Here is an 18,805-nt window from a genome sequence, read left to right on the forward strand (position 1 = left end):
GGGGTGATACTGAATTATTCTGCACCGGGTGTGGCTCAATTATTGGAAACCGGGCGCAGACCGCCTAAATAACCGCAAGTGCGCAAGCGCGAAAGCAGAGGATAACAGGTCGCGACTGTCAAAAACTGTCGTCTGCATCCTCGATCCGGAAACCGGCACTACGGTTTGGTCGTATACGCCGAGCCGACCCGAGAACGAAAGGATCCATGAGGATGGACGCCGTGACCCCAGACGCTGCCCGTATTGTGGCCGCAGCCAAGACCAAGCCAAGCCGCGAAGAGGCGGAAGCCGCCGTTCGCACCCTGATCTCCTGGGCCGGGGATGATCCCAGCCGTGAAGGCCTGATCGATACGCCCAAGCGGGTGGTCAAGGCCTATGAGGAATGGTTCTCCGGTTACGACGCCGATCCGCTCAAGGCGCTCGGCAAGACCTTCGAGGACGTGCAGGGCTATGACGACATGGTCATGCTCACCAATATCGATGTCGAGAGCCATTGCGAGCACCACCTCGCCCCGATCATGGGCGTCGCCCATGTCGCCTATCTGCCGTCCAAGGCCGTGGTTGGCATTTCCAAGATTGCCCGCGTCGTCGAGATCTTCTGCAAGCGTATGCAGACCCAGGAGACGATGACCGCCCAGATCGCCGACGCCCTCACCGAGGCAATGGAGCCGCGCGGCGTGGCTGTCCTGATCGACGCCAAGCACCAGTGCATGACCACACGCGGCGTGCATCATCCGAATGTTTCGACCATCACCACCACCTTCACCGGCGAGTTCCGCAATGACCGCGACCTGAAGGACCGTTTCATGCGCATGGTCGAGCGCGCCTGACACTTTCAGGCCTGATCCCAGGACCGAATGCCAAGCCCCGGAGCCTCGCTCCGGGGCTTTTTCGTGTGAGGATAAACATTATCGATGATGAAATCCGGCACGACGCGCCGAAATGACGGTGATGTGAAATCATTATGACGAATTCAGCGCCATCACTGGATTCTCAAATCATGTATGTTACGCCTCTTATTCATGCGTTTCAGAGACGCTGACTTGAACCCCCCACACTTTTTGACCGAAACAAGGGATGTGTTACATGCCCAATATTGTAATAACGGCTTTCGCTTCTGCTCTGACAGCCTTGGCGATGGCATCTCCCTCATTCAGCCAGGAGACCGAAATGACCGAAGCTCAAGCCACTCAGCAGTTCGAACTGACCGACCAGCATGTCACCGCCTTCATTCATGCCGCCCAGGGCATCAATGGCGTCGTCGAGACAGTGGGCCCGCAGATCGAAGCCGCGGAAACGGATGAAGCGCGCCAGCAACTCCAGATGCAGGCCCAGGGTCAGATGACCGAGATCGTGACCGAGGCCGGCCTCAGCGTCGACGAATACAATGCGATCGCCAACGCCGCGCAGACGGATGAAAGCATTGCCAACCGCATCCGCACGACCGCGGAAGAGATGGCCACGCAACAATAGCCTCCGACCGGCGACGAAGCAGGGCCGCACCGTGGATCACGGCGCGGCCCTTTTTGTGTCTGAGCCGAGATCAGGCCGCTTGCAACAAACCTTCAGCCTCCAGAGCGGCCTGAACCGCGGGCCGGCTCGCAACGCGCGCCTGATAGGCCGTCAGTGACGGATAGGCCTCCAAACCGATACCGGTCGGCCCGGTCCAGTTGGCAAGCGTGAAGAGATAGGCGTCCGCGATCGTGAAGCGTGGCCCGGTCAGATAGTCGCGCCCGTCCGCCAGCACACTTTCGACAAAGGCGAGTCGGCCGGTGACCTTCGCAATCGCGTCCGACTTTGCAGGCTCGCCGGAAGCCGACGAGAAAAGCGGGCTGAACGCCTTGTGCAGCTCCGACGAGAGGAAGGTCAGCCACTCATTGATGCGCGCCCGCTCGACCGTGCCCGCCGGCGCAGCGAGGCCGGCATCGGGATGCGTGTCGGCAAGATGCTGCACCATGGCCGCGCCCTCGGTCAGCACATTGCCATTACCCAGGTCAAGTGCGGGGACATAGCCCTTGGGATTGACCTGTTTGAACGGCACGCCGCTGGCAACGATCTCGCCCTTGGCGAGGTCGACCCGCTCGAGCGCGACGTCAATGCCGGCCTCGCGCAGAACGATATGAGGTGAAAGCGAGCAGGCTCCCGGGGCAAAATAGAGTTTCATGACATCAGTCTCCTTGGTTGATTGGGGAAAGGAAGAGGCGCGCACTCATGCGAGCGCGGGTTGCGGGCTTGGCAGGGTCAGATCCGACATCAGGTCGGCAACCGTCCTGTGCTTGAGCAGTGGCGCACCCTGACCGGCATAGAGCGAGGCGAAGTCCTCATCGCCCGCTGCCAGGGCTGCCCGCTTGAGATGACCGAGGAACCAGGCCTGGACAGGAAAGGGCGGAAGCTGGCCCGCACGCTTGTCCATCTCGGCCATGACACGATTGGGGATGCCGCGCGCCAGGCGCCCGGTATAGGTCCGCGTCAGCGCGGTGTGACGCGCCCGGTCGCTGAACAGGATATCGCGGTGTGCATCATGGGTGCCGGATTCGTTGCAAGCGAGAAAGGCCGTGCCGAGCTGGGCTGCGCCGGCGCCCAGGGTGAGTGCAGCCTCAATGCCGCTTCGGTCTGCAATTCCACCCGCGGCAATCACGGGCCGGCGGAGGCGACTGGCGATCTGACGGGTCAGGGGCAGTGTGCCGATCAGATTGTTTTCGGCCGGTTCGAGAAAGGCCGGGCGATGCCCGCCGGCTTCAGAACCGGTGGCCAGAATCAGATCGACACCCGCCGCGTCCAGGGCCTCGGCTTCCGCCAGCGTTGTGGCCGCGCCCAGGGTCTGGATACCGCGCTGGCGACAGGCCGCCAGCACCGCCGGGTCCGGGATCCCGAACACGAAGGAAAAGACATCCGGCCGCGCTTCGAGCAGCGCCTCCACCTGGTCCGCATACCGCGGATGATAGCGATTTGGGGGTTCGGGGCGATCAATCCCGTATTCCGCAAAAAAGGGCGCAAACAACGGCCAGACAGCGTCGAAGGCTTCGGCGCCAAAATCATCACCGCCCGGATCATGGTCCGAGACCCAGAGATTGAGCGCAATCGAACCGTCCGTGGCCGCGCGCAGCGCCTCGACGAGCGGCGCGATTTCGTCCGGCTCGAGAATGTGGGCACCATAAGAACCCAAACCGCCGGCATTCGAGACCGCGGCGGCCAGTGCCACGGTGGACAATCCACCTCCGAAAGGCCCCTGTATGATGGGATGGGGCAATCCGAGGCGTCGCTGAATTTCCGTCTGGGGCAAGACCTGACCCTCCTGTCCGTCACTGATGATTGGACAATTGGGGAGCAGGCTTACATAATGTAACCTTCTTGCTTCTGGTTAGACGATATTTGTACTATCCAGTTGGTAAGTCACTTACCGGATACTCAGTCATGCTCAAACGACGCCGCAATCAGGCCCCGCCGCTCGACGACGGGACGCACTGCCCGGTCAGTGAATGCATGCAGCTGCTCGGCGGCAGCTGGACCCCCTACATCATCTGGCACCTGTCCGCAGGGCCCAGACGCTTTTCCGAGCTGGAAAACGATATACCACCGATCTCGGCCAAGGTGCTGTCAACGCGGCTCAAAGCCCTGCGGACAAAAGGCGTCATCATTCGCACGGTCCAGCCGACCTCGCCGCCCAGCGTCGAATACACGCTCAGCGCGCTGGGCCACGAACTCCTGCCGGTCATTCAGGCGATTGTTGATGTCGGTACGCGTCTGAAGCGGTCCGCGAACGCCTGCCGGGGCTAGCTGACGCGTTCCACAGCGGGCACCTCGCCGCCCGATGCCGGGCGGATCCGCCATTCACTCTCAATGCTGGCCCGGTAGTCACGCGTGAGGATATCGCTGACCTTGATGTATTCGGCATCAGCCGCGTTGGGCGTCAGGGTCAGGCGAATATATCCATGGTCTTCCATATTGCAGTGATCGACGTCGGCATTGGCCTCGACCATCATCTTGCCATAGTCGACGCCGGGCGCCTTGAAGCCGGAAAAGGGCGACGGGCTGGTCACGGATGAGCCGACGAGCTCGGTTCCGATCCGATTGCCCTCACCATCAATCAGGTCATTGGTCCAGAAGGAGTGGACGTCACCGGTCAGCGTGATGATGTCGGCATCGACGGCACGCAGGGCAGCGAACAGACGTTCGCGTTCCGCAGGATAACCGTCCCACATATCGAGATTGAAGGGGATGCCGAAGCGGGTGCTCATGATGAAATTACGCGCAAACTCACTGTTTCGGGTCGCCCACCAGCGCAGCCAGCCCGGCATCTCCTCGGCAAAATTGGGGAAATTGACCCGGCTCATGATCACCTGGTTGGCGAGGATACGCCACGGCTTGCCCGCCGCCTTGGATGCGCCGCAGGCCGCCTGAATATCGGCAATCTGTGCTTCTCCCAGCAAAGTCCGGTCCTCGGCCCCGACGACATCGCGCTTCCAGGCTGCAACCGCCTCGAGGTTGGCCGGATCGGTATCATCGGCGTCAGAAGCCAGCGGAAAGGTCTCGAGCCCGACCTGCTGATCGCGCGCAATGAGACGGCTTTCAATCAAGCACAATGTCGCGAGGTCGCCGATCTCGTAATGGCCGCGGCGCTGGCGAAGGTCGTCGGCCGGTTCGCGGACCGGCTGCCAATCATACCAGGCGCGGAGTGCAGCATCGCGGCGCTCCGCCCAGATGCCCTCGCCGTCACCATGGTTCTCCGCCCCGCCGGTCCAAGCATCATTGGCGGTCTCGTGATCATCCCAGCTGACAATCCACGGAGCCGCTCCGTGAAGCGCCTGCAGGTCCGGATCCGACTTGTACTGGGCATGACGCTGGACATAGTCCGCATAGGTGAGGACCTCGTGCGCCGGCGACGGAACCCGGTTCATGGCCTCGGATTCCCCGGTCGCGTACTCGCCCGGCCCGTACTCGTAGAAATAGTCACCAAGATGAAGCACGAGGTCGAGATCGCCGTTCTCGGCAGCTTCGCGATAGACATTGAAATGCCCGGCCGGGAAGTTCGAGCAGGAGAAGACGCCGATCCGATACTGATCAAGCGCGCCTTCCGGGAGGGTGCGGGTCACGCCGACCGGCGAATAATCGTCATTGAGCCGAAAACGGTAGAAATAAGTCCTGCCCGGTTCGAGGCCCGTGGCCAGGATTTTCAGCGTCCCCAGCGGCTGCATCATCACATAGGTGATCTCTTCGCCCTGCTCGAAAACAATGTCGGTAAAGCCTTCATCACGAGCCACTTCGACACCGCGATAGCCGCCGCCATCATCAGTCAGTGCCGTCCACAACATGATGCTGGTCGGGTCCGGATCACCTGAGGCCACGCCATGATTGAAATGACCATTCTCAACTGGCTGAAAAACATCCGGCGATTTCGAACAGGATGAAACGGCAAGGCCGGCGCCTGCAGCCCCGATCAGGGCGCTCCGGCGTGTCAGATTGGTCTTGGTCATGATGTCCCCCGCACCGCGCCAACAGGCCGGCGTCTTTCTCTGTCATTCGGCCGCCAGAATGGACGCAGCGCAGGCAGTCTTGCAACCGCCTGCGCCGCAGTCCGTGCCTGACTAGAAGTCGGCACCGATCCGCACACCCCAAAGGAGCGGCGCGCCGGCGATGAAGGTCGGGATGCCGAAGGACCCACCGGTATTGCCGGCATCGATCAGATACTCGTCATTGGTGAGGTTCGAACCATAAAGCTCGGCGTGGTAGCGCTCGTCGGCACTCTCGTAACGCAGACGCGCATTGAGCAGCCCGTAGGACGGTTGCTGCAGCACACCGCCGAAACGGTCATTGTCATTGTCGAAGTAGATTTTCGACTGCCAGGACCAGGTCGGTACTAGGCTCACCGAACCCCAGCCTCCCGTCGCCACTTCCCAGTTCAAACCCATGGAGACGGCGTGCTCCGGGGCATAGCGGAAGCGGTTTCCGGCCAGTTCCAGCGCATTGCCCTGGCTGTCCGTATCGTCGAAGGTGGCGTGGTTATAAGCGTAGCTGACGAAAAGGTTGGCGGTTTCCGATAGGTCGAAGTCGCCCTGCAGCTCGAGGCCATACTGGCTGGCATTCCCCGCATTATCGGTGATGAAGCTGACTGTATTGGGATCGAAGCGGGTGGTCTGGAAGTTCTCGTATTCCGATTGGAAGACCGAGCCGGACACCGTGCCGCGGTCGAAGGTGATGAAGGCCCCCACTTCCAGCGAGTCGACGATCTCGGCCGGGGCTTCGGAGAAAAAGCTTGGCACCGAGGTGTCGACCGAGATCACATCCGGACGTCGTCCACGGGCAAAACTGGCCCAGGTATTGATCCGGTCAGTCACCGCATAAGAGGCGGCAAAGCGCCAGGTGAAATCGTCGAAATTGCCGTCCTGGCTGACGAAGTCTCCATTGGGCGTGAACGGCACGATCAGGGTATCGCCGAAGGTGACGAAGTTCGGCCCGGACAGGGAGCGACCATAGCCACGCGAAGTCTTGTCTTCCTCGGTGTAGCGCAGGCCGGCAGTCAGGGTGAGCCGGTCAGTGACCGCGTAGGACGCGTCCGCGAACACGTCCCAGGAGGTCGTCTCGGCTCCATTGGCGGCTTCTTCGAGATAGAAATCACGCAGCGGCACGAGCTGGTTCTGGGTCAGCAGGGCCGCGACCGAATAGGGGAATGGATTGAACGGGTTGTCCAGATCCACGCCCGGGAAGCCATTGAGTGCCAGAAGGCCTTCCAGCTGCGCCACCGTTGCGCCGAAACCGGCAGCCAGGGTCGGTGCGAGAAAGGCCTGGGCGACCCGCTCGTCCAGACCGATCGGGATGCGTTGCTCACCTTGCTCGGTGAACCAGAGCGCGCCGACCGAGCCGGTCAGTCGGCCGCCATTGTCATAGGAGAGGCGGAATTCCTGGCTGAACTGCTCGCCTACCGCATCTTCGCCTATGGTGAGGAAAGGCAGCGCCGTTCCGTCCGGATCGAAGACCTCGACCGAGGTGAAGTCACGCCAGCCCGTGATCGAGTTCAGCGTCCAGGCGTCATTAACGGCGTAGTTGGCCAACACGGTCACGCCGCGCACTTCGCGATCCAGGCCCAGCGGCGCACCACCTTCGAAATTGCCGAATGTGTTCAGGGCGGCCGGAGAATGCGGATCGGTATCGCCACCGGGTGCCGGGATAGAGCCGGACTTGAAGGACGTGCCCGGCGGTGTGTCTTGCTGGTAGTTGGCGATCACGTCGAAGGAGAAGCGGTCGCTGGGTGCACCGGACAGGACCAGGCGGACAGCCTGGGTATCACGCCCCTGCAAGCCTTCGCCACCCAGCGCATTGTCAATATAGCCATCCCGCTCACGGCTCACGGCGGCGAGTCGAAGGCCGTAATTCTCGTTCAGGGCGAAATTGACATGGCCGCGGGCTTCGCGCTGCCCCTCATTGCCAACGCCCAGCTCCACCGAAGCGGAGAATTCATCTTCGGCCTTGTTCTGGATGATATTGATGCCGCCAATGAGCGCGCCGCGACCAAACAGGGTCGGCTGCGGGCCCTTGGCGACTTCAACACGCTCGATGTCGAACAATTCGACATAGGAGCCACGCGAGCGCGTGATGGAGACACCATCCTGGAAGACGGCGACGCGGGTTTCCGACGTGGCCTCGCCACTATCCGTCGTGATGCCCCGGATCGAGTAGCCGGTATTGTTCGGGCTCTGCTCCTGCACGACCAGGCCGGGCGTGAAGGCCGCCAGATCCTCGAAATCGGCAATATCAAGCGCTTCCAGGCGTTCCGCGTCAAAGGCCGAGACATTGATCGGCACGTCCGCTAGGGATTGTTCGCGGAACTGGGTCGTCACGCGAATGACCTCAACGGCGTCCTCTGCCCCGTCCTGGGCCAGGGCGCCAGGCATGGCAGAAGCGGTCGCGGCCAGGGCGGCCGCGGTCAGAAGGCGGGACTTCAATGTCATGGTGTAATCCTCAAACGCGCGCAGCCCCCTCGACTGCGCCAGTTTGGCCGTGCTTATGCGCTGGCGATGACGCTTTGCCGACACACGGGTGACAGCTACATGACGCACTGCAACAAACAAGCCGCGCGTTGCATTCGCGCATCAGCTGGGGGAGTGTCGGTTCATGACCGAAATCGCAGAGACACGATCATTCGAGGTGGAGCCGGACGATGCCGGCGCTCGCCTTGACCGCTGGCTCGCTGACCAGATCGACACTTTGTCCCGTTCCCGGATCAAGGCGTTGATCGAAGAGGGGCATCTCGCCGTAGGTGGCGCCGTGCTGACGGATCCCTCGGCCAAGATCCTGTCCGGCGCGACCTACACGCTGGGAATCCCGGTTCCGCGCGCGGACACTCCCAGGCCGGAGCCGATGGACTTGGATGTCCTGCATGAAGACAGTGACCTGATCGTGCTCGTGAAGCCGGCGGGCCTGTCGGTTCATCCGGCCGCAGGCAATTGGACCGGGACACTGGTTCACGGCCTGCTCCATCATTGCGCCGGTTCGCTGTCCGGCATTGGCGGCGTCGAGCGACCGGGCATTGTTCATCGGCTCGACAAGGAAACCTCCGGCGTCATGGTGGTCGCCAAATCCGATGCCGCCCACCAGGGCCTCAGCGCCCAGTTCGCCCGCCACACCGTCGAGCGCGCCTATATTGCCTTCACCCGCAATGCGCCGAGCCCGAAGGCGGGGCGGATCGAGACCCAGATCGCGCGGTCCTCGCGCGACCGGATGAAATATGAGGTCCCGCACGACCCGAACTCGGAAGCGGGCAAACATGCGATCACCAATTACACGACGCTGAAGCGCTATGGGCAGACGGTCGGAGCCGCGATCGGCACCGGAATGGCGGCCAAGGTGGAATGTCGCCTGGAGACCGGACGGACGCACCAGATCCGCGTTCATATGGCCCATATCAACAGCCCGCTCCTGGGCGATCCGGTCTACGGCCAGAAACGCGGACGCCTGCTCGAACATGATGATGAATCGGGCACACTCAAGACATTCCGCCGCCAGGCCCTGCACGCGGCCATTCTCGGATTCAAGCATCCGGTGACCGGCGAGGCGTTGCGCTTCCAGACCGATCTGCCGGACGATATGAAACGGGTCGAAGCCATACTCGAGACGCTCTGAGCCATGACGGCCTCGTCTGCCTCCCCTGCCCGCCCGGCGCGGCGCCGCAATGCGGAAGCGACGAAGGCGCGCCTGATGGCAGCGGGTGAAGACCTGTTCGCCGCTCACGGTTTCACCGGCACGACGCTGGATGCCATCGCCGAGAAAGCCGAAGCCAACAAGGCGATGGTCCGCTATTATTTCGGTGACAAGGACGGGCTTTATACCGCCATCATCGAAGCGATCATCGATGATGTACTGGCCCGTCTGAAAGCCGAGCTGGCCCAGCCCGTCGATCCGGTGGCCGATATGGGTGACTTCATCGAGGTCTTTGCCCGCGCCATCATCAGTCGACCCGGCTTTCCTCGCATGATCCTGCGCGATTATCTCGATGGCGAGATCATGACCCGCGAAGGGCCGGCCCGAAAACTGCGGAATTTCATGGAAACGACGCGCCGCTTTTATGAAGCCGGCCATGCGAAAGGACGGTTCCGCGCCGTCGATCCGCACATGCTGCACCTGTCCATCGTTGGCTCGGCGATCTTTTTTTCGGTCACCCGACGCATCCGAACGGCAATCTCCACGCATCAAGGGATGGCAGACTTCGAAATCGAAGCTGCGCCATTTACGCGTCACCTGCGCGACCTCATGCTTTCGGGCATCACGTCAACGCAGGACTAGACGGGGGATTTAAGGGGGCGTTCGCCCGCATAATTATCTACCCGGATAGTTATAAGCGTAACGGGCTGACTGAAACAGACAAAGGGACACGTGACGATGAAGAACTGGATCAAATACGGGCTCGCCGGCCTCACCGCCGGACTGGCCGTAACAATGACCGCCCAGGCCCAGAACGACGGCACCGGGGCCATCCTGGACCGCTTCGCCGCCGATTATCTGGAAGACCCGACCTTCGAGGCGAGCACCGAATTCGGTGTCGTGGTTGATGGCGACTGGTGGACCATCACCATGGACGCAGACGCTGGCAGTTATGCCGTCACCCACGGCGAACCGGAAAGCCCGACCTTCTACTACACGGCCGAGGCGGACGCGCTGGCCCAGGTCGATCGTGGCGAAATGGCGGCCCTCACAGCCATGGGCAAGGCGTTCTCAAGCGATTATGCGCCCATGGATATCGAGCTTATGGACGGGGCGGATTTCGATCCCGCCATCCTCTCCCTCACCTTTCACTTCTGGACCCGCGGCACACCGGAAATCATCAACTGGCGCGAGCATGCCACGCGGGAAGTGCATGGCGGTAATGTCGGGATCATCTACTACCAGCCCGGCTTTCGCAGCGGGTTCGGCCATGTCATGCCCGGCCAGCATGTAAATGCCGATCCGCGCAGCCGCACCAATCCCTTCCCGACCCTCCTTGTTTTCACCGGCAATCGCGCCATCGCGCGCATTGACGGGGTCGACCACGAAGTCGGCAATGGGCAGGTCCTCATGATACCGGCCAATGTCTCCCATGAAATCCTCAACCCGTTCGATGAGCCAGCGGAATTCCTGCTCTTCATGTTCGGCGACGGCGCCTGAGGTCGCACCTGCACCGGCGGCGTTGTCTCACGCAGCGCCGCCGCCTAGCCTGTCGGCTTCGCAAGAGGAGACCGGTATGACAGCGCACGCGATGACCAAGGGTGTCGGCGGATCTGACGCCTCGACCGAGCTTTCGCGCCTGGAAGACCGGCTCAGCCACTGCCAACCCATCCCCGAAGCCAGCCTGCGCGAACGGCTGGATGGCTTGCGGGACCGGATGGGCAAGGCCGGGCTTGATGCGATCTGGCTCAATGCCGGCACCAATCTCAACTATTATACCGGCCTGCGATGGCCGGCGACGGAACGCCTCGTCGGCGCGCTTGTGACCGCGGATGGCGGTCTGACCTATTTCGGCCCGGCTTTCGAGACCGGCACGCTTGAAGGCTTCATGCGGCTGACCGCGCCACTCGCCACCTGGGAAGAACATGAAGACCCGTACGCGACCCTCGCCGGTCTCGACGACGCCAAGGGCCGTCTGGGGATCGATCCGACCACGCCGCTGGTAACCGCCAATGCCCTCTCCCACGCCTGGCCAGGTGAAACCGGCGATGCCGCCGAAGCGGTGCTGTCCGGCCGTGTGTGCAAGGATGCCGAGGAAATCGCCCTCATGCAGGCGACCAAGGATGCCACGCTGGACGTTCACGCAGCGGCCGCGCGTATCCTGCGTCCGGGCATCTCGACCCGCGAAGTGACCGAATTCATCCATGCCGCTCACAAGGCTATCGGCGCGCCGGGCGGCTCCACTTTCTGCATCGTCCTGTTCGGACCGGACACCGCCTTTCCCCATGGCGTTGCCAATCCGAAAACGCTCGAAGACGGCGATGTGGTCCTGATTGATACGGGCTGCGCCATTCATGGCTACCAATCCGACATCACCCGCAGCTATGTCTTCGGTGAACCGACGGATCGGCAGCGCGAAGTCTGGGACGCGGAGAAAGCCTGCCAGCTCGCCGCCTTCCAGGCCGCCCAGATCGGCGAAAGCTGCAGTTCGGTCGATGCGGCCGCGCGCGCAGAAGCGGAGCGACGCGGGTTCGGCCCCGGCTATGCCCTGCCCGGCATTCCGCACAGGACCGGTCATGGCATCGGCCTCGATATCCACGAAGGCCCATACTTGGTCGGCGGCGACGACACCCGGCTCGAAGTGGGCATGTGTTTTTCAAACGAGCCGATGATCTGTGTGCCGGGCGAGTTCGGGATTCGGCTTGAGGATCATTTCTACATGACCCCGACCGGGCCACGCTGGTTTACCGAGCCCTCGCGGGCCATAGACGATCCGTTCGGCTAGGTCTCACCGCTGACCGCCTTCAGGCCGATGATCCCGATCAGGATCAAAGCGAGGAAGAAAATCCGCAAATGGGTCGCCGGCTCGTTGAAGACGAGAATGCCGAGCGTCGCCACGCCAAGCGCGCCGATGCCGGTCCACACCGCATAGGCCGTCCCGGCCGGCAGGGATTTCATCGCCATCCAGAGGAGCGCCATGGAGGCGGCCAGCGTGGCCAGCACGGCGGCGTGCTGCCACCAGGGCGCATCACTGCGGACATATTTGAAGCCCAGCGCCCAGCCCATCTCGCAGATGCCGCCCAGCACGAGCAGGGTCCACGAATTGGTCAGCCAGCCCATCGCGATCAGCGCTCGAGCCGGAAATTGCGGGCCCAGACCTCGGCCACGACCGTATCGGCCTCGGTCAGCTCGACGGCGTGCAGGAGCGCGGGACAGGCCTCCTCGAAGGCGGCCCGGCCCGGATCCCAGCGGCTCATCATAGCGACATAGAGATCCAGCAGGCTCAGGCTTTCGCCGAGCAGAAAGGGACCGGGCGCACCATCGAAGGCGTCATTCATCAGCGTCCACATATCCAGACGGCGGCGGTCCGCCATCGCCAGCAGGTCGGCATGGGTCGCGCTGTCAGGATGAAAACGCTCGGGGCCATCGGAAATCGTGAAGGTGGAATAGAAGCTGGAGGCGAGGAACAGCATCCAACGCAGATATTCGGCCCGCTCCGGCGCGTCGATCGCCGGCGCGAGACCGGCATCTGAATGGCGGTCACCCAACCAGATCAGGATGGCAGCGCTTTCGGTCATCACGCTATCATTGGGCAGGATCAGGGTCGGAACCTGGCCAACCGGATTGACCGCCCGCACGCGGCGCTGCTCGGCGGCATCGCCGAGCGGGTCGACTTCCACAAACTCGTAATCCGCTCCGACCAGCTCCAGCGCCGCTTCGACGCAGACCGATCCGAAACCGGCCCTGCCATAGAGCGTGTAGGCCATTCAGGCGCGTCCCTTGCGGATGGCCGCTTGCACTTTCAACGCCTGCACCGTCATGCGCACATCATGGACGCGGACCATGGCCGCTCCGGCCGTCGCCGCACGCAGGGCAGCCGCAAGCGATCCACCCAACCGCTCCATCTCGGCCGCGCCCTCGTCAATAGCCGCTATGAAGCGCTTGCGGGAGGCCCCGAAGAGAACTGGATAGCCCAGGCCGATCACCTGATCGAGGTCGCGCATGAGCGCGAGATTGTGATCCAGCGACTTGCCGAAACCGATGCCCGGATCCAGCCAGATACTGTCGGCACTTACGCCGCGCGCCATGGCGATGTCCGCGCGCTCGGTCAGGAAGTCGCAGACGTCCGACACGACATCCTCGTATTGCGGGTCGGCCTGCATGGTCTGGGGCGTGCCCGACATGTGCATGAGAATGACCGGCACGCCAAGCTCGGCGGCGGTTTCGACCGCGCCGTCCGCCCGCAGCGCCATGACATCATTCCAGATATCGGCTCCGGCTTCGACGGCGGCGCGGGCCACAGCCGGTTTGAATGTATCGATCGAGATGCGGGCAGCCGTGCGCTCGCGGAGCGCCTTGATGACCGGAATGACGCGCCGCAACTCCTCATCCTCGGCCACAGGCGCGGCCCCCGGGCGCGTCGACTCGCCGCCGACATCAATCACATCGGCACCGTTCTTGAGCATCTCCAGACCGCGCGCGACCGCAGCCTCGAGGTCTACAAAATCACCACCATCGGAAAAGCTGTCAGGCGTGACATTGAGCACGCCCATGACAAAGGGCAGGTCCGATTGGCGGCGGGAACGGAATTTGGCCATGACGATCCGCTTGCTGGGACGGGGAAGTGTGACTGCCTGCCCCTGATATACGCTGCAACGCGGCGGCGCGACAATTGAAAGCCTGATCAGGGCTGATCAATCGCTGACCGTGTGCGAGGTCAGGTCGATGGCCAGACGGGAATAGATGTCACCCGCCTCCTGGCCAAGATGCACCGTTGCCGTCTCGCCCTCTGCAACGACGAGCCGCGGCGACTCTTCCAGGCCGAACGGTCGGGCGTGCACGTCATCCTGGAACGCCAAGTGAATGTCGTAGGTGATCCGTCCGTCGCCACCACGCATGGGCTGCATACCGACCATCAAGGTCCGACTTTCCGATCCATGCGCGTCCGACAGATCGGCAACGCCGGCGGGCAAGTTCTCGAGATAGACGAACATCACAGTCTCACCGCGACCGTCGCTGCGAAAGCTTGACGCCTCCTCCCTGCTGACACGGAGGTCTGGCAGAGCGGCCTCGACCGACACCGAATACCGGGTCATCAGGCTTGTCGACGACGCAGGACGCACGATCTCGGCGTCTTGCACGGGGGGTGAGTTGTGCGAACAGGCTGCGACCAGCACGCTCGCGGACAGAGCCATCAATACTCGCATCATCTTCCAATGCCCCATGATTGCCCGGGCATTTGTTCGTGATTTGACTGACGTGACAAGGCTGATCCGACCAAACTCCAGGCCGCCGCAAGAAAAAGCTCCGAACCTGTCAGGCCCGGGGCTATTGAATTTCGACTCGCGAAAGCCGATCAGGCGCCTTGCGGCTCCGGGTCAGCATCCGGGCCCTCATCCGTCGTCGGGACAGCGCTGGTCGGCGTGTCGCTCGGCGGGCGGGGCGTATCATCAGGGCGGCTTGGTGGTTTGCCATTGAGCAGATCGGTGATCTCGCTGCCGGAGAGGGTCTCATACTCGAGCAGCCCCTCGGACAGGGTCTCCCAGTCCTTGCGCTTTTCGGTCAGGATGCGGCGCGCCTCATCCATGCCAGCCTGGACCAGGCCGCGGACCTCTTCCTCGATTTTGCGGGCGGTGGTGCCCGAGACCGACTTGCTCTGAACCAATTGCTGGCCGAGGAAGACCTCGCCCTGATTATCGGCATAATCGATCGGACCAAGCTCTTCGGAGAAGCCCCACTGGGTGACCATCGCCTTGGCCAGACGCGTCGCCTGCTGGATGTCGGACGCCGCGCCGGACGTCACTTTTTCCTTGCCGAATTTCAGCTCTTCCGCAACGCGGCCGCCCATCATGATGGCGAGGCGCGAGGTCATTTCCTCATGCGTCATCGACATCTTGTCACCTTCCGGCAGCTGCATGACCATGCCCAGAGCCCGGCCGCGCGGAATGATCGTCGCCTTGTGGACCGGATCGGAGGACGGCACGTTGATTGCGACGATGGCGTGTCCGGATTCGTGGTAGGCCGTGAGCTGCTTTTCTTTCTCGGACATGACCATGGAGCGGCGCTCCGGCCCCATCATGACCTTGTCCTTGGCATCCTCGAATTCCTGCATCGAGACACGGCGCTTGTTGCGACGGGCCGCCAGCAGGGCGGCTTCATTGACCAGATTGGCCAGATCAGCACCAGAGAAGCCCGGCGTGCCGCGTGCGATCACTTTCGGATCTACATCCTCGCCCAGCGGGACATCGCGCATGTGGACTTTCACGATCTTCTCGCGACCGGTGATGTCCGGGTTGGGCACCACGACCTGGCGGTCAAAGCGGCCCGGACGCAGCAGCGCCGGATCGAGAACGTCCGGCCGGTTGGTCGCCGCAATCAGGATGATGCCCTCATTGGACTCAAAACCATCCATCTCGACAAGGAGCTGGTTGAGCGTCTGTTCGCGTTCGTCATTGCCGCCGCCGAGGCCGGCACCGCGCGAGCGGCCGACCGCGTCGATCTCATCGATGAAGATGATGCAGGGCGCGTTCTTCTTGGCCTGCTCGAACATGTCACGAACACGCGAAGCGCCAACACCAACGAACATCTCGACGAAATCCGAACCGGAGATCGTGAAGAAGGGCACATTGGCTTCGCCGGCCACGGCTCGGGCCAACAGAGTTTTACCGGTACCGGGAGGACCAACCAGCAGCGCGCCTTTCGGGATCTTGCCGCCCAGACGCTGGAATTTCGACGGGTCTTTCAGATACTCGACGACTTCCTGGAGTTCATCCTTGGCTTCATCGACGCCGGCGACATCATCGAAAGTCTTGCGACCGTGATGCTCGGTCAGCAGGCGCGCCTTGGACTTGCCGAAGCCCATCGCGCCGCCACGTCCGCCGCCCTGCATCTGGCGCATGAAGAAGATCCAGACACCGATCAGAAGCAGAAGCGGGAACCAGTTGAACAGCATGGAGAGGAAGACATTACCCCCCTCGGACGCTTCTTCGACGCGAATATTCACATCGGCCTCGCGCAGGATCGCGACAGTTTCGGTATCCGACGGCGGCAGGACCACCTCGAAGGTTTCACCGGAATTTGTCTGCGCCACGAGCGTATCACCCGTGATTGTCGCGCTGGAGATTTCATTGCGCTCGACCCGGTCGAGGAAGTCCGAATAGGACGGCCCCGGCTGTGCGCCGACCTGATCGGCCGGACGGCTGACCATCTGAACCAGGACCAGGACCAGAAGGCCAACAACGGCCCAGATCGCAATATTTCTCATCGGCATGTGTTTTTCCGTTCAATCATACGGTCATTCCCGACCTGATATGGGCATTCCATGTCCACAGTGCGAGTCGGACTGACAGCTGGGCGACAATCGCGTCACTACGCCGCCCTCGAAGCATCAAACCATCTGCCCGCACTTTCCGGAAGCAGACGCCTGCAAAATCTGTGCGCAATCAGCGGGCGAACCGCCTGTGCAGCGGTCACGCTTTCGTTATTCTCATCGGCCCGGCCCGCATCCAGTCCGGCGATCGTGACAATGCGTCCTCTGCGACGCGCGACGAGCAGGCCGGGACGCGCAGCTCCAGGCACTGCATCAAGTATAGCGCGCTTTTGCAGCCCTTCATACGTATCTCCCATAACCGCCCAATCAAGATCGTTGGCGCCCGCCCGGATCTCAAAGCGGCCATCGAAGACCCGGCTGCCGTCCGCCGCGTCAAGCCACGGCTGTGACGCTGCATGATCCACACGCCCAAACAATGCGCCGCGGTCCCGGATCATCATGGCTCGTCCTTTAGCCGGGGGTAGCAACCCGACGCCACATCCCGACCGCGGCTGGGCGGACAGAAGTGCCGCGTCCAGCGGCTGCAGGCGTGCTCGGGACGGACTCAGGGCCTGGCCGGAAATCGCCGAGACGAGCGCTTCGAGCAAAGTCAGACGGACTGTTGGCGTGATACCGGCCCAGGCCGCGAGCTCAATCTCGGCACCGCCCCAATCCCTCAGAACGAGGCAGGTCTGCGCTGCCAGCCAGGCTGATCGGCGCTCGACCAGCTGGATCGGCGCCAAGTCTTCCGCCAGGGCGGCGAGGCGTTCCGTCAAAAATCCGGCCGTGCGAAGCCTGGCCAGCCGATCACGCATCCGAATACGTGCATAGTGAGGGTCGGTGTTGGACGGATCATCAATCCATCGCTCGCCCCGCTGGGTAAGAACTGCACGCAATGTCGAACGGCTGACACCGAGACAGGGCCGCACCAGAGTCAGATCACGCCCCTCCGGCCAGGCTGGTGATGGGGCCTGATACGCCATCCCCGTCGCGCTGTGCCAGTTGCCGCCTGCCGCCAGTCGCAAGGCCACTGTCTCGGCCTGGTCATCACGCGTATGCGCCATCAGCAGAACAGGCAGGCCATGTCGTCTGCAAGCGCTGGCGAGCAAGGCGTGCCGCGCGGCGCGGGCGCGAGACTGCAGGCCGGAACCGGGCCTGGCCGCATCCCAATTCAGCACATCGCAGGGCCATCCGAGCCGAGCCGACACACCGGACACAAACTCCGCTTCTGCGCGACTCTCCGCACGCAATGCATGATCAACGGTCAGAACATGCAGGCTGCGGCCATTCTGCCGGGCCCAGTCGGAGGCCAGCAAAAGCAGGGCGAGACTATCGCTGCCGCCAGAGCAGGCGATGCCCACACGTCCGCACCCGGCGCGCTGATCCAGTTCGGCGAAGACGATATCGGCGGGCTGGACCAATCCCCTATCGGCAGTTGGCGCGCACCGACTCCCGGGCCGCGCGTGCCTGCGAGGCGGGTGCGGCATTGGGGAATTGTCGGCCGAAGCGGGCCAGGGTCGCACAGGCATCCTCGGTTCGCCCCATCCCGTGCAGGGAAGCCGCGAGGCGCACCAGTGCATCTGGTGCCTTTTCGCCTTCCGGCTGCTGGCGCAGCGAAGCGATATAGGCATCAGCGGCTTGCGTGAAATCGCTGCGGACATAAAAGGTTTCACCCAGCCAATAATAGGCTTGGGAGGTCAGCCCATGATCCGGGTTGTCAGCGACAAAGCGCTCGAAGCCGTCCTGGGCTCCAACGAAATCCCCATCGAGAAGACGGGCTCGGGCCGCCTCGTACGTCGCAGCCGGATCGACCCGTGCGGCATCACCACCTTCACCGATCACGGGCGCACCGCCCAGCACACCGGTCGCCGCGGCCCGGGCTTCGCCGTGTGGATCGTCGGGATCAATGATGGCGAGTTCGGCACCGTTCGCGGTCTCGGCACCGTCCTCCAGCACGGTTTCACCATCCGGGCCAAGCCCCTCATTCATCCAGGCAACGGCCGGATCGTCAGCCGCCGGCACCGAAGGACGCCGGTTTGCCTCCAGCTCTCGCTCCAGGACTTCGACCTGCTGACGCAATTGTCGGTTCTCGAAGCTCAAACGCTCACTCTCACCGGTCAGGGCCTGAACCTGGTATTCCAGCTCGTCCATGCGCCGGATCAGGGCTTCCGCCACCGGGTCTCCAGCCATGAATTCGGCTTCGAGTTCACCGATGCGGACTTCCGTCGCATCAATCCGCTCAGCCAGTTCGCGGCGCGATTGAGCATCGGCAGGAGTCGCCGCAAGCAATGCGACAAAGAGGGTGGAGCAAAAGATATATCTGATCATGTGAACGCACCTAACGAAGGAGGACGGCGAAAT

18 protein-coding genes are annotated in these 18,805 nt (G+C 62.7%); 7 read left to right on the forward strand and 11 right to left on the reverse strand.

Going from position 1 to position 18,805, the window contains the following annotated elements; all coding sequences use genetic code 11:
* Nucleotides 1-212 precede the first annotated feature (212 nt).
* Both folE and Q0X62_RS02845 read left to right on the forward strand, forming a co-directional pair.
* Nucleotides 213-830 (forward strand): GTP cyclohydrolase I FolE, encoded by a 618-nt coding sequence (gene folE / locus Q0X62_RS02840; protein WP_297731385.1) that lies wholly within the window; start codon nt 213-215, stop codon nt 828-830.
* A 340-nt stretch (nt 831-1,170) separates the two neighbouring features.
* The gene (locus Q0X62_RS02845) at nt 1,171-1,473 is read left to right on the forward strand and encodes a DUF4168 domain-containing protein (RefSeq protein WP_297731387.1); all 303 of its coding nucleotides are present in this window, start codon (nt 1,171-1,173) and stop codon (nt 1,471-1,473) included.
* Nucleotides 1,474-1,543: 70 nt separating this feature from the next.
* Here Q0X62_RS02845 and gstA read toward each other — a convergent pair whose 3' ends face one another.
* Both gstA and Q0X62_RS02855 read right to left on the reverse strand, forming a co-directional pair.
* Nucleotides 1,544-2,164 carry a glutathione transferase GstA gene (gstA, locus tag Q0X62_RS02850; protein WP_297731389.1) on the reverse strand — a complete coding sequence of 207 codons (621 nt, stop codon included), beginning with the start codon at nt 2,162-2,164 and terminating at the stop codon, nt 1,544-1,546.
* Nucleotides 2,165-2,209: 45 nt separating this feature from the next.
* Entirely contained in the window at nt 2,210-3,283 is a 1,074-nt protein-coding gene (locus Q0X62_RS02855; protein ID WP_366946089.1) for a nitronate monooxygenase, read from the reverse strand.
* Nucleotides 3,284-3,414: 131 nt separating this feature from the next.
* On the opposite strand from Q0X62_RS02855, the gene Q0X62_RS02860 reads away from it, so the two are divergent.
* Nucleotides 3,415-3,777 carry a helix-turn-helix domain-containing protein gene (locus Q0X62_RS02860; protein ID WP_297731391.1) on the forward strand — a complete coding sequence of 121 codons (363 nt, stop codon included), beginning with the start codon at nt 3,415-3,417 and terminating at the stop codon, nt 3,775-3,777.
* Here the strand turns inward: Q0X62_RS02860 and Q0X62_RS02865 are convergent.
* Both Q0X62_RS02865 and Q0X62_RS02870 read right to left on the reverse strand, forming a co-directional pair.
* Complete coding sequence (locus tag Q0X62_RS02865; RefSeq protein ID WP_297731393.1) at nt 3,774-5,474, reverse strand: alkaline phosphatase D family protein; 1,701 nt, start codon at nt 5,472-5,474, stop codon at nt 3,774-3,776. The two genes, Q0X62_RS02860 and Q0X62_RS02865, sit on opposite strands and share 4 nt — an antisense overlap.
* A 111-nt stretch (nt 5,475-5,585) precedes the next feature.
* Nucleotides 5,586-7,946, reverse strand: coding sequence for a TonB-dependent receptor (locus tag Q0X62_RS02870; RefSeq protein ID WP_297731394.1), 2,361 nt, complete (start codon nt 7,944-7,946; stop codon nt 5,586-5,588).
* A gap of 163 nt (nt 7,947-8,109) precedes the next feature.
* Here Q0X62_RS02870 and Q0X62_RS02875 point away from each other — a divergent pair, with 163 nt between their 5' ends.
* The 4 genes from Q0X62_RS02875 to Q0X62_RS02890 all read left to right on the forward strand — a co-directional run bounded on the left by Q0X62_RS02875 (nt 8,110) and on the right by Q0X62_RS02890 (nt 11,920).
* Nucleotides 8,110-9,117, forward strand: a complete 1,008-nt coding sequence (locus tag Q0X62_RS02875; protein WP_297731396.1) for an RluA family pseudouridine synthase — start codon at nt 8,110-8,112, stop codon at nt 9,115-9,117.
* Nucleotides 9,118-9,120: 3 nt separating this feature from the next.
* Entirely contained in the window at nt 9,121-9,777 is a 657-nt protein-coding gene (locus Q0X62_RS02880; RefSeq protein WP_297731397.1) for a TetR family transcriptional regulator, read from the forward strand.
* 96 nt (nt 9,778-9,873) lie between these two features.
* On the forward strand, nt 9,874-10,635 hold the full coding sequence (locus Q0X62_RS02885) for a cupin domain-containing protein (protein WP_297731399.1): 762 nt from the start codon (nt 9,874-9,876) through the stop codon (nt 10,633-10,635).
* Between the two features lie 91 nt (nt 10,636-10,726).
* Complete coding sequence (locus Q0X62_RS02890; RefSeq protein WP_366946095.1) at nt 10,727-11,920, forward strand: Xaa-Pro peptidase family protein; 1,194 nt, start codon at nt 10,727-10,729, stop codon at nt 11,918-11,920.
* Here Q0X62_RS02890 and Q0X62_RS02895 read toward each other — a convergent pair.
* The 7 genes from Q0X62_RS02895 to ybgF form a co-directional block, all read right to left on the reverse strand.
* Nucleotides 11,917-12,255, reverse strand: a complete 339-nt coding sequence (locus Q0X62_RS02895; protein WP_297731403.1) for a multidrug efflux SMR transporter — start codon at nt 12,253-12,255, stop codon at nt 11,917-11,919. The genes Q0X62_RS02890 and Q0X62_RS02895 overlap by 4 nt on opposite strands.
* A 5-nt stretch (nt 12,256-12,260) precedes the next feature.
* Nucleotides 12,261-12,902 (reverse strand): glutathione S-transferase family protein, encoded by a 642-nt coding sequence (locus Q0X62_RS02900; protein ID WP_297731405.1) that lies wholly within the window; start codon nt 12,900-12,902, stop codon nt 12,261-12,263.
* Nucleotides 12,903-13,733, reverse strand: coding sequence for a dihydropteroate synthase (gene folP, locus Q0X62_RS02905; protein ID WP_297731406.1), 831 nt, complete (start codon nt 13,731-13,733; stop codon nt 12,903-12,905).
* Between the two features lie 96 nt (nt 13,734-13,829).
* Nucleotides 13,830-14,345 carry a hypothetical protein gene (locus Q0X62_RS02910; protein ID WP_297731408.1) on the reverse strand — a complete coding sequence of 172 codons (516 nt, stop codon included), beginning with the start codon at nt 14,343-14,345 and terminating at the stop codon, nt 13,830-13,832.
* A 146-nt stretch (nt 14,346-14,491) separates the two neighbouring features.
* The gene (gene ftsH / locus Q0X62_RS02915) at nt 14,492-16,405 is read right to left on the reverse strand and encodes an ATP-dependent zinc metalloprotease FtsH (RefSeq protein ID WP_297731410.1); all 1,914 of its coding nucleotides are present in this window, start codon (nt 16,403-16,405) and stop codon (nt 14,492-14,494) included.
* Between the two features lie 98 nt (nt 16,406-16,503).
* A complete protein-coding gene (tilS, locus tag Q0X62_RS02920; RefSeq protein WP_297731412.1) occupies nt 16,504-17,865 on the reverse strand; it encodes a tRNA lysidine(34) synthetase TilS in 1,362 nt (453 codons plus the stop codon).
* 4 nt (nt 17,866-17,869) lie between these two features.
* On the reverse strand, nt 17,870-18,772 hold the full coding sequence (gene ybgF, locus Q0X62_RS02925; RefSeq protein WP_297731414.1) for a tol-pal system protein YbgF: 903 nt from the start codon (nt 18,770-18,772) through the stop codon (nt 17,870-17,872).
* Between the last annotated feature and the right edge of the window lie 33 nt (nt 18,773-18,805).

The sequence above is a fragment of the uncultured Maricaulis sp. genome, from assembly GCF_947259345.1.
Lineage (GTDB): Bacteria > Pseudomonadota > Alphaproteobacteria > Caulobacterales > Maricaulaceae > Maricaulis.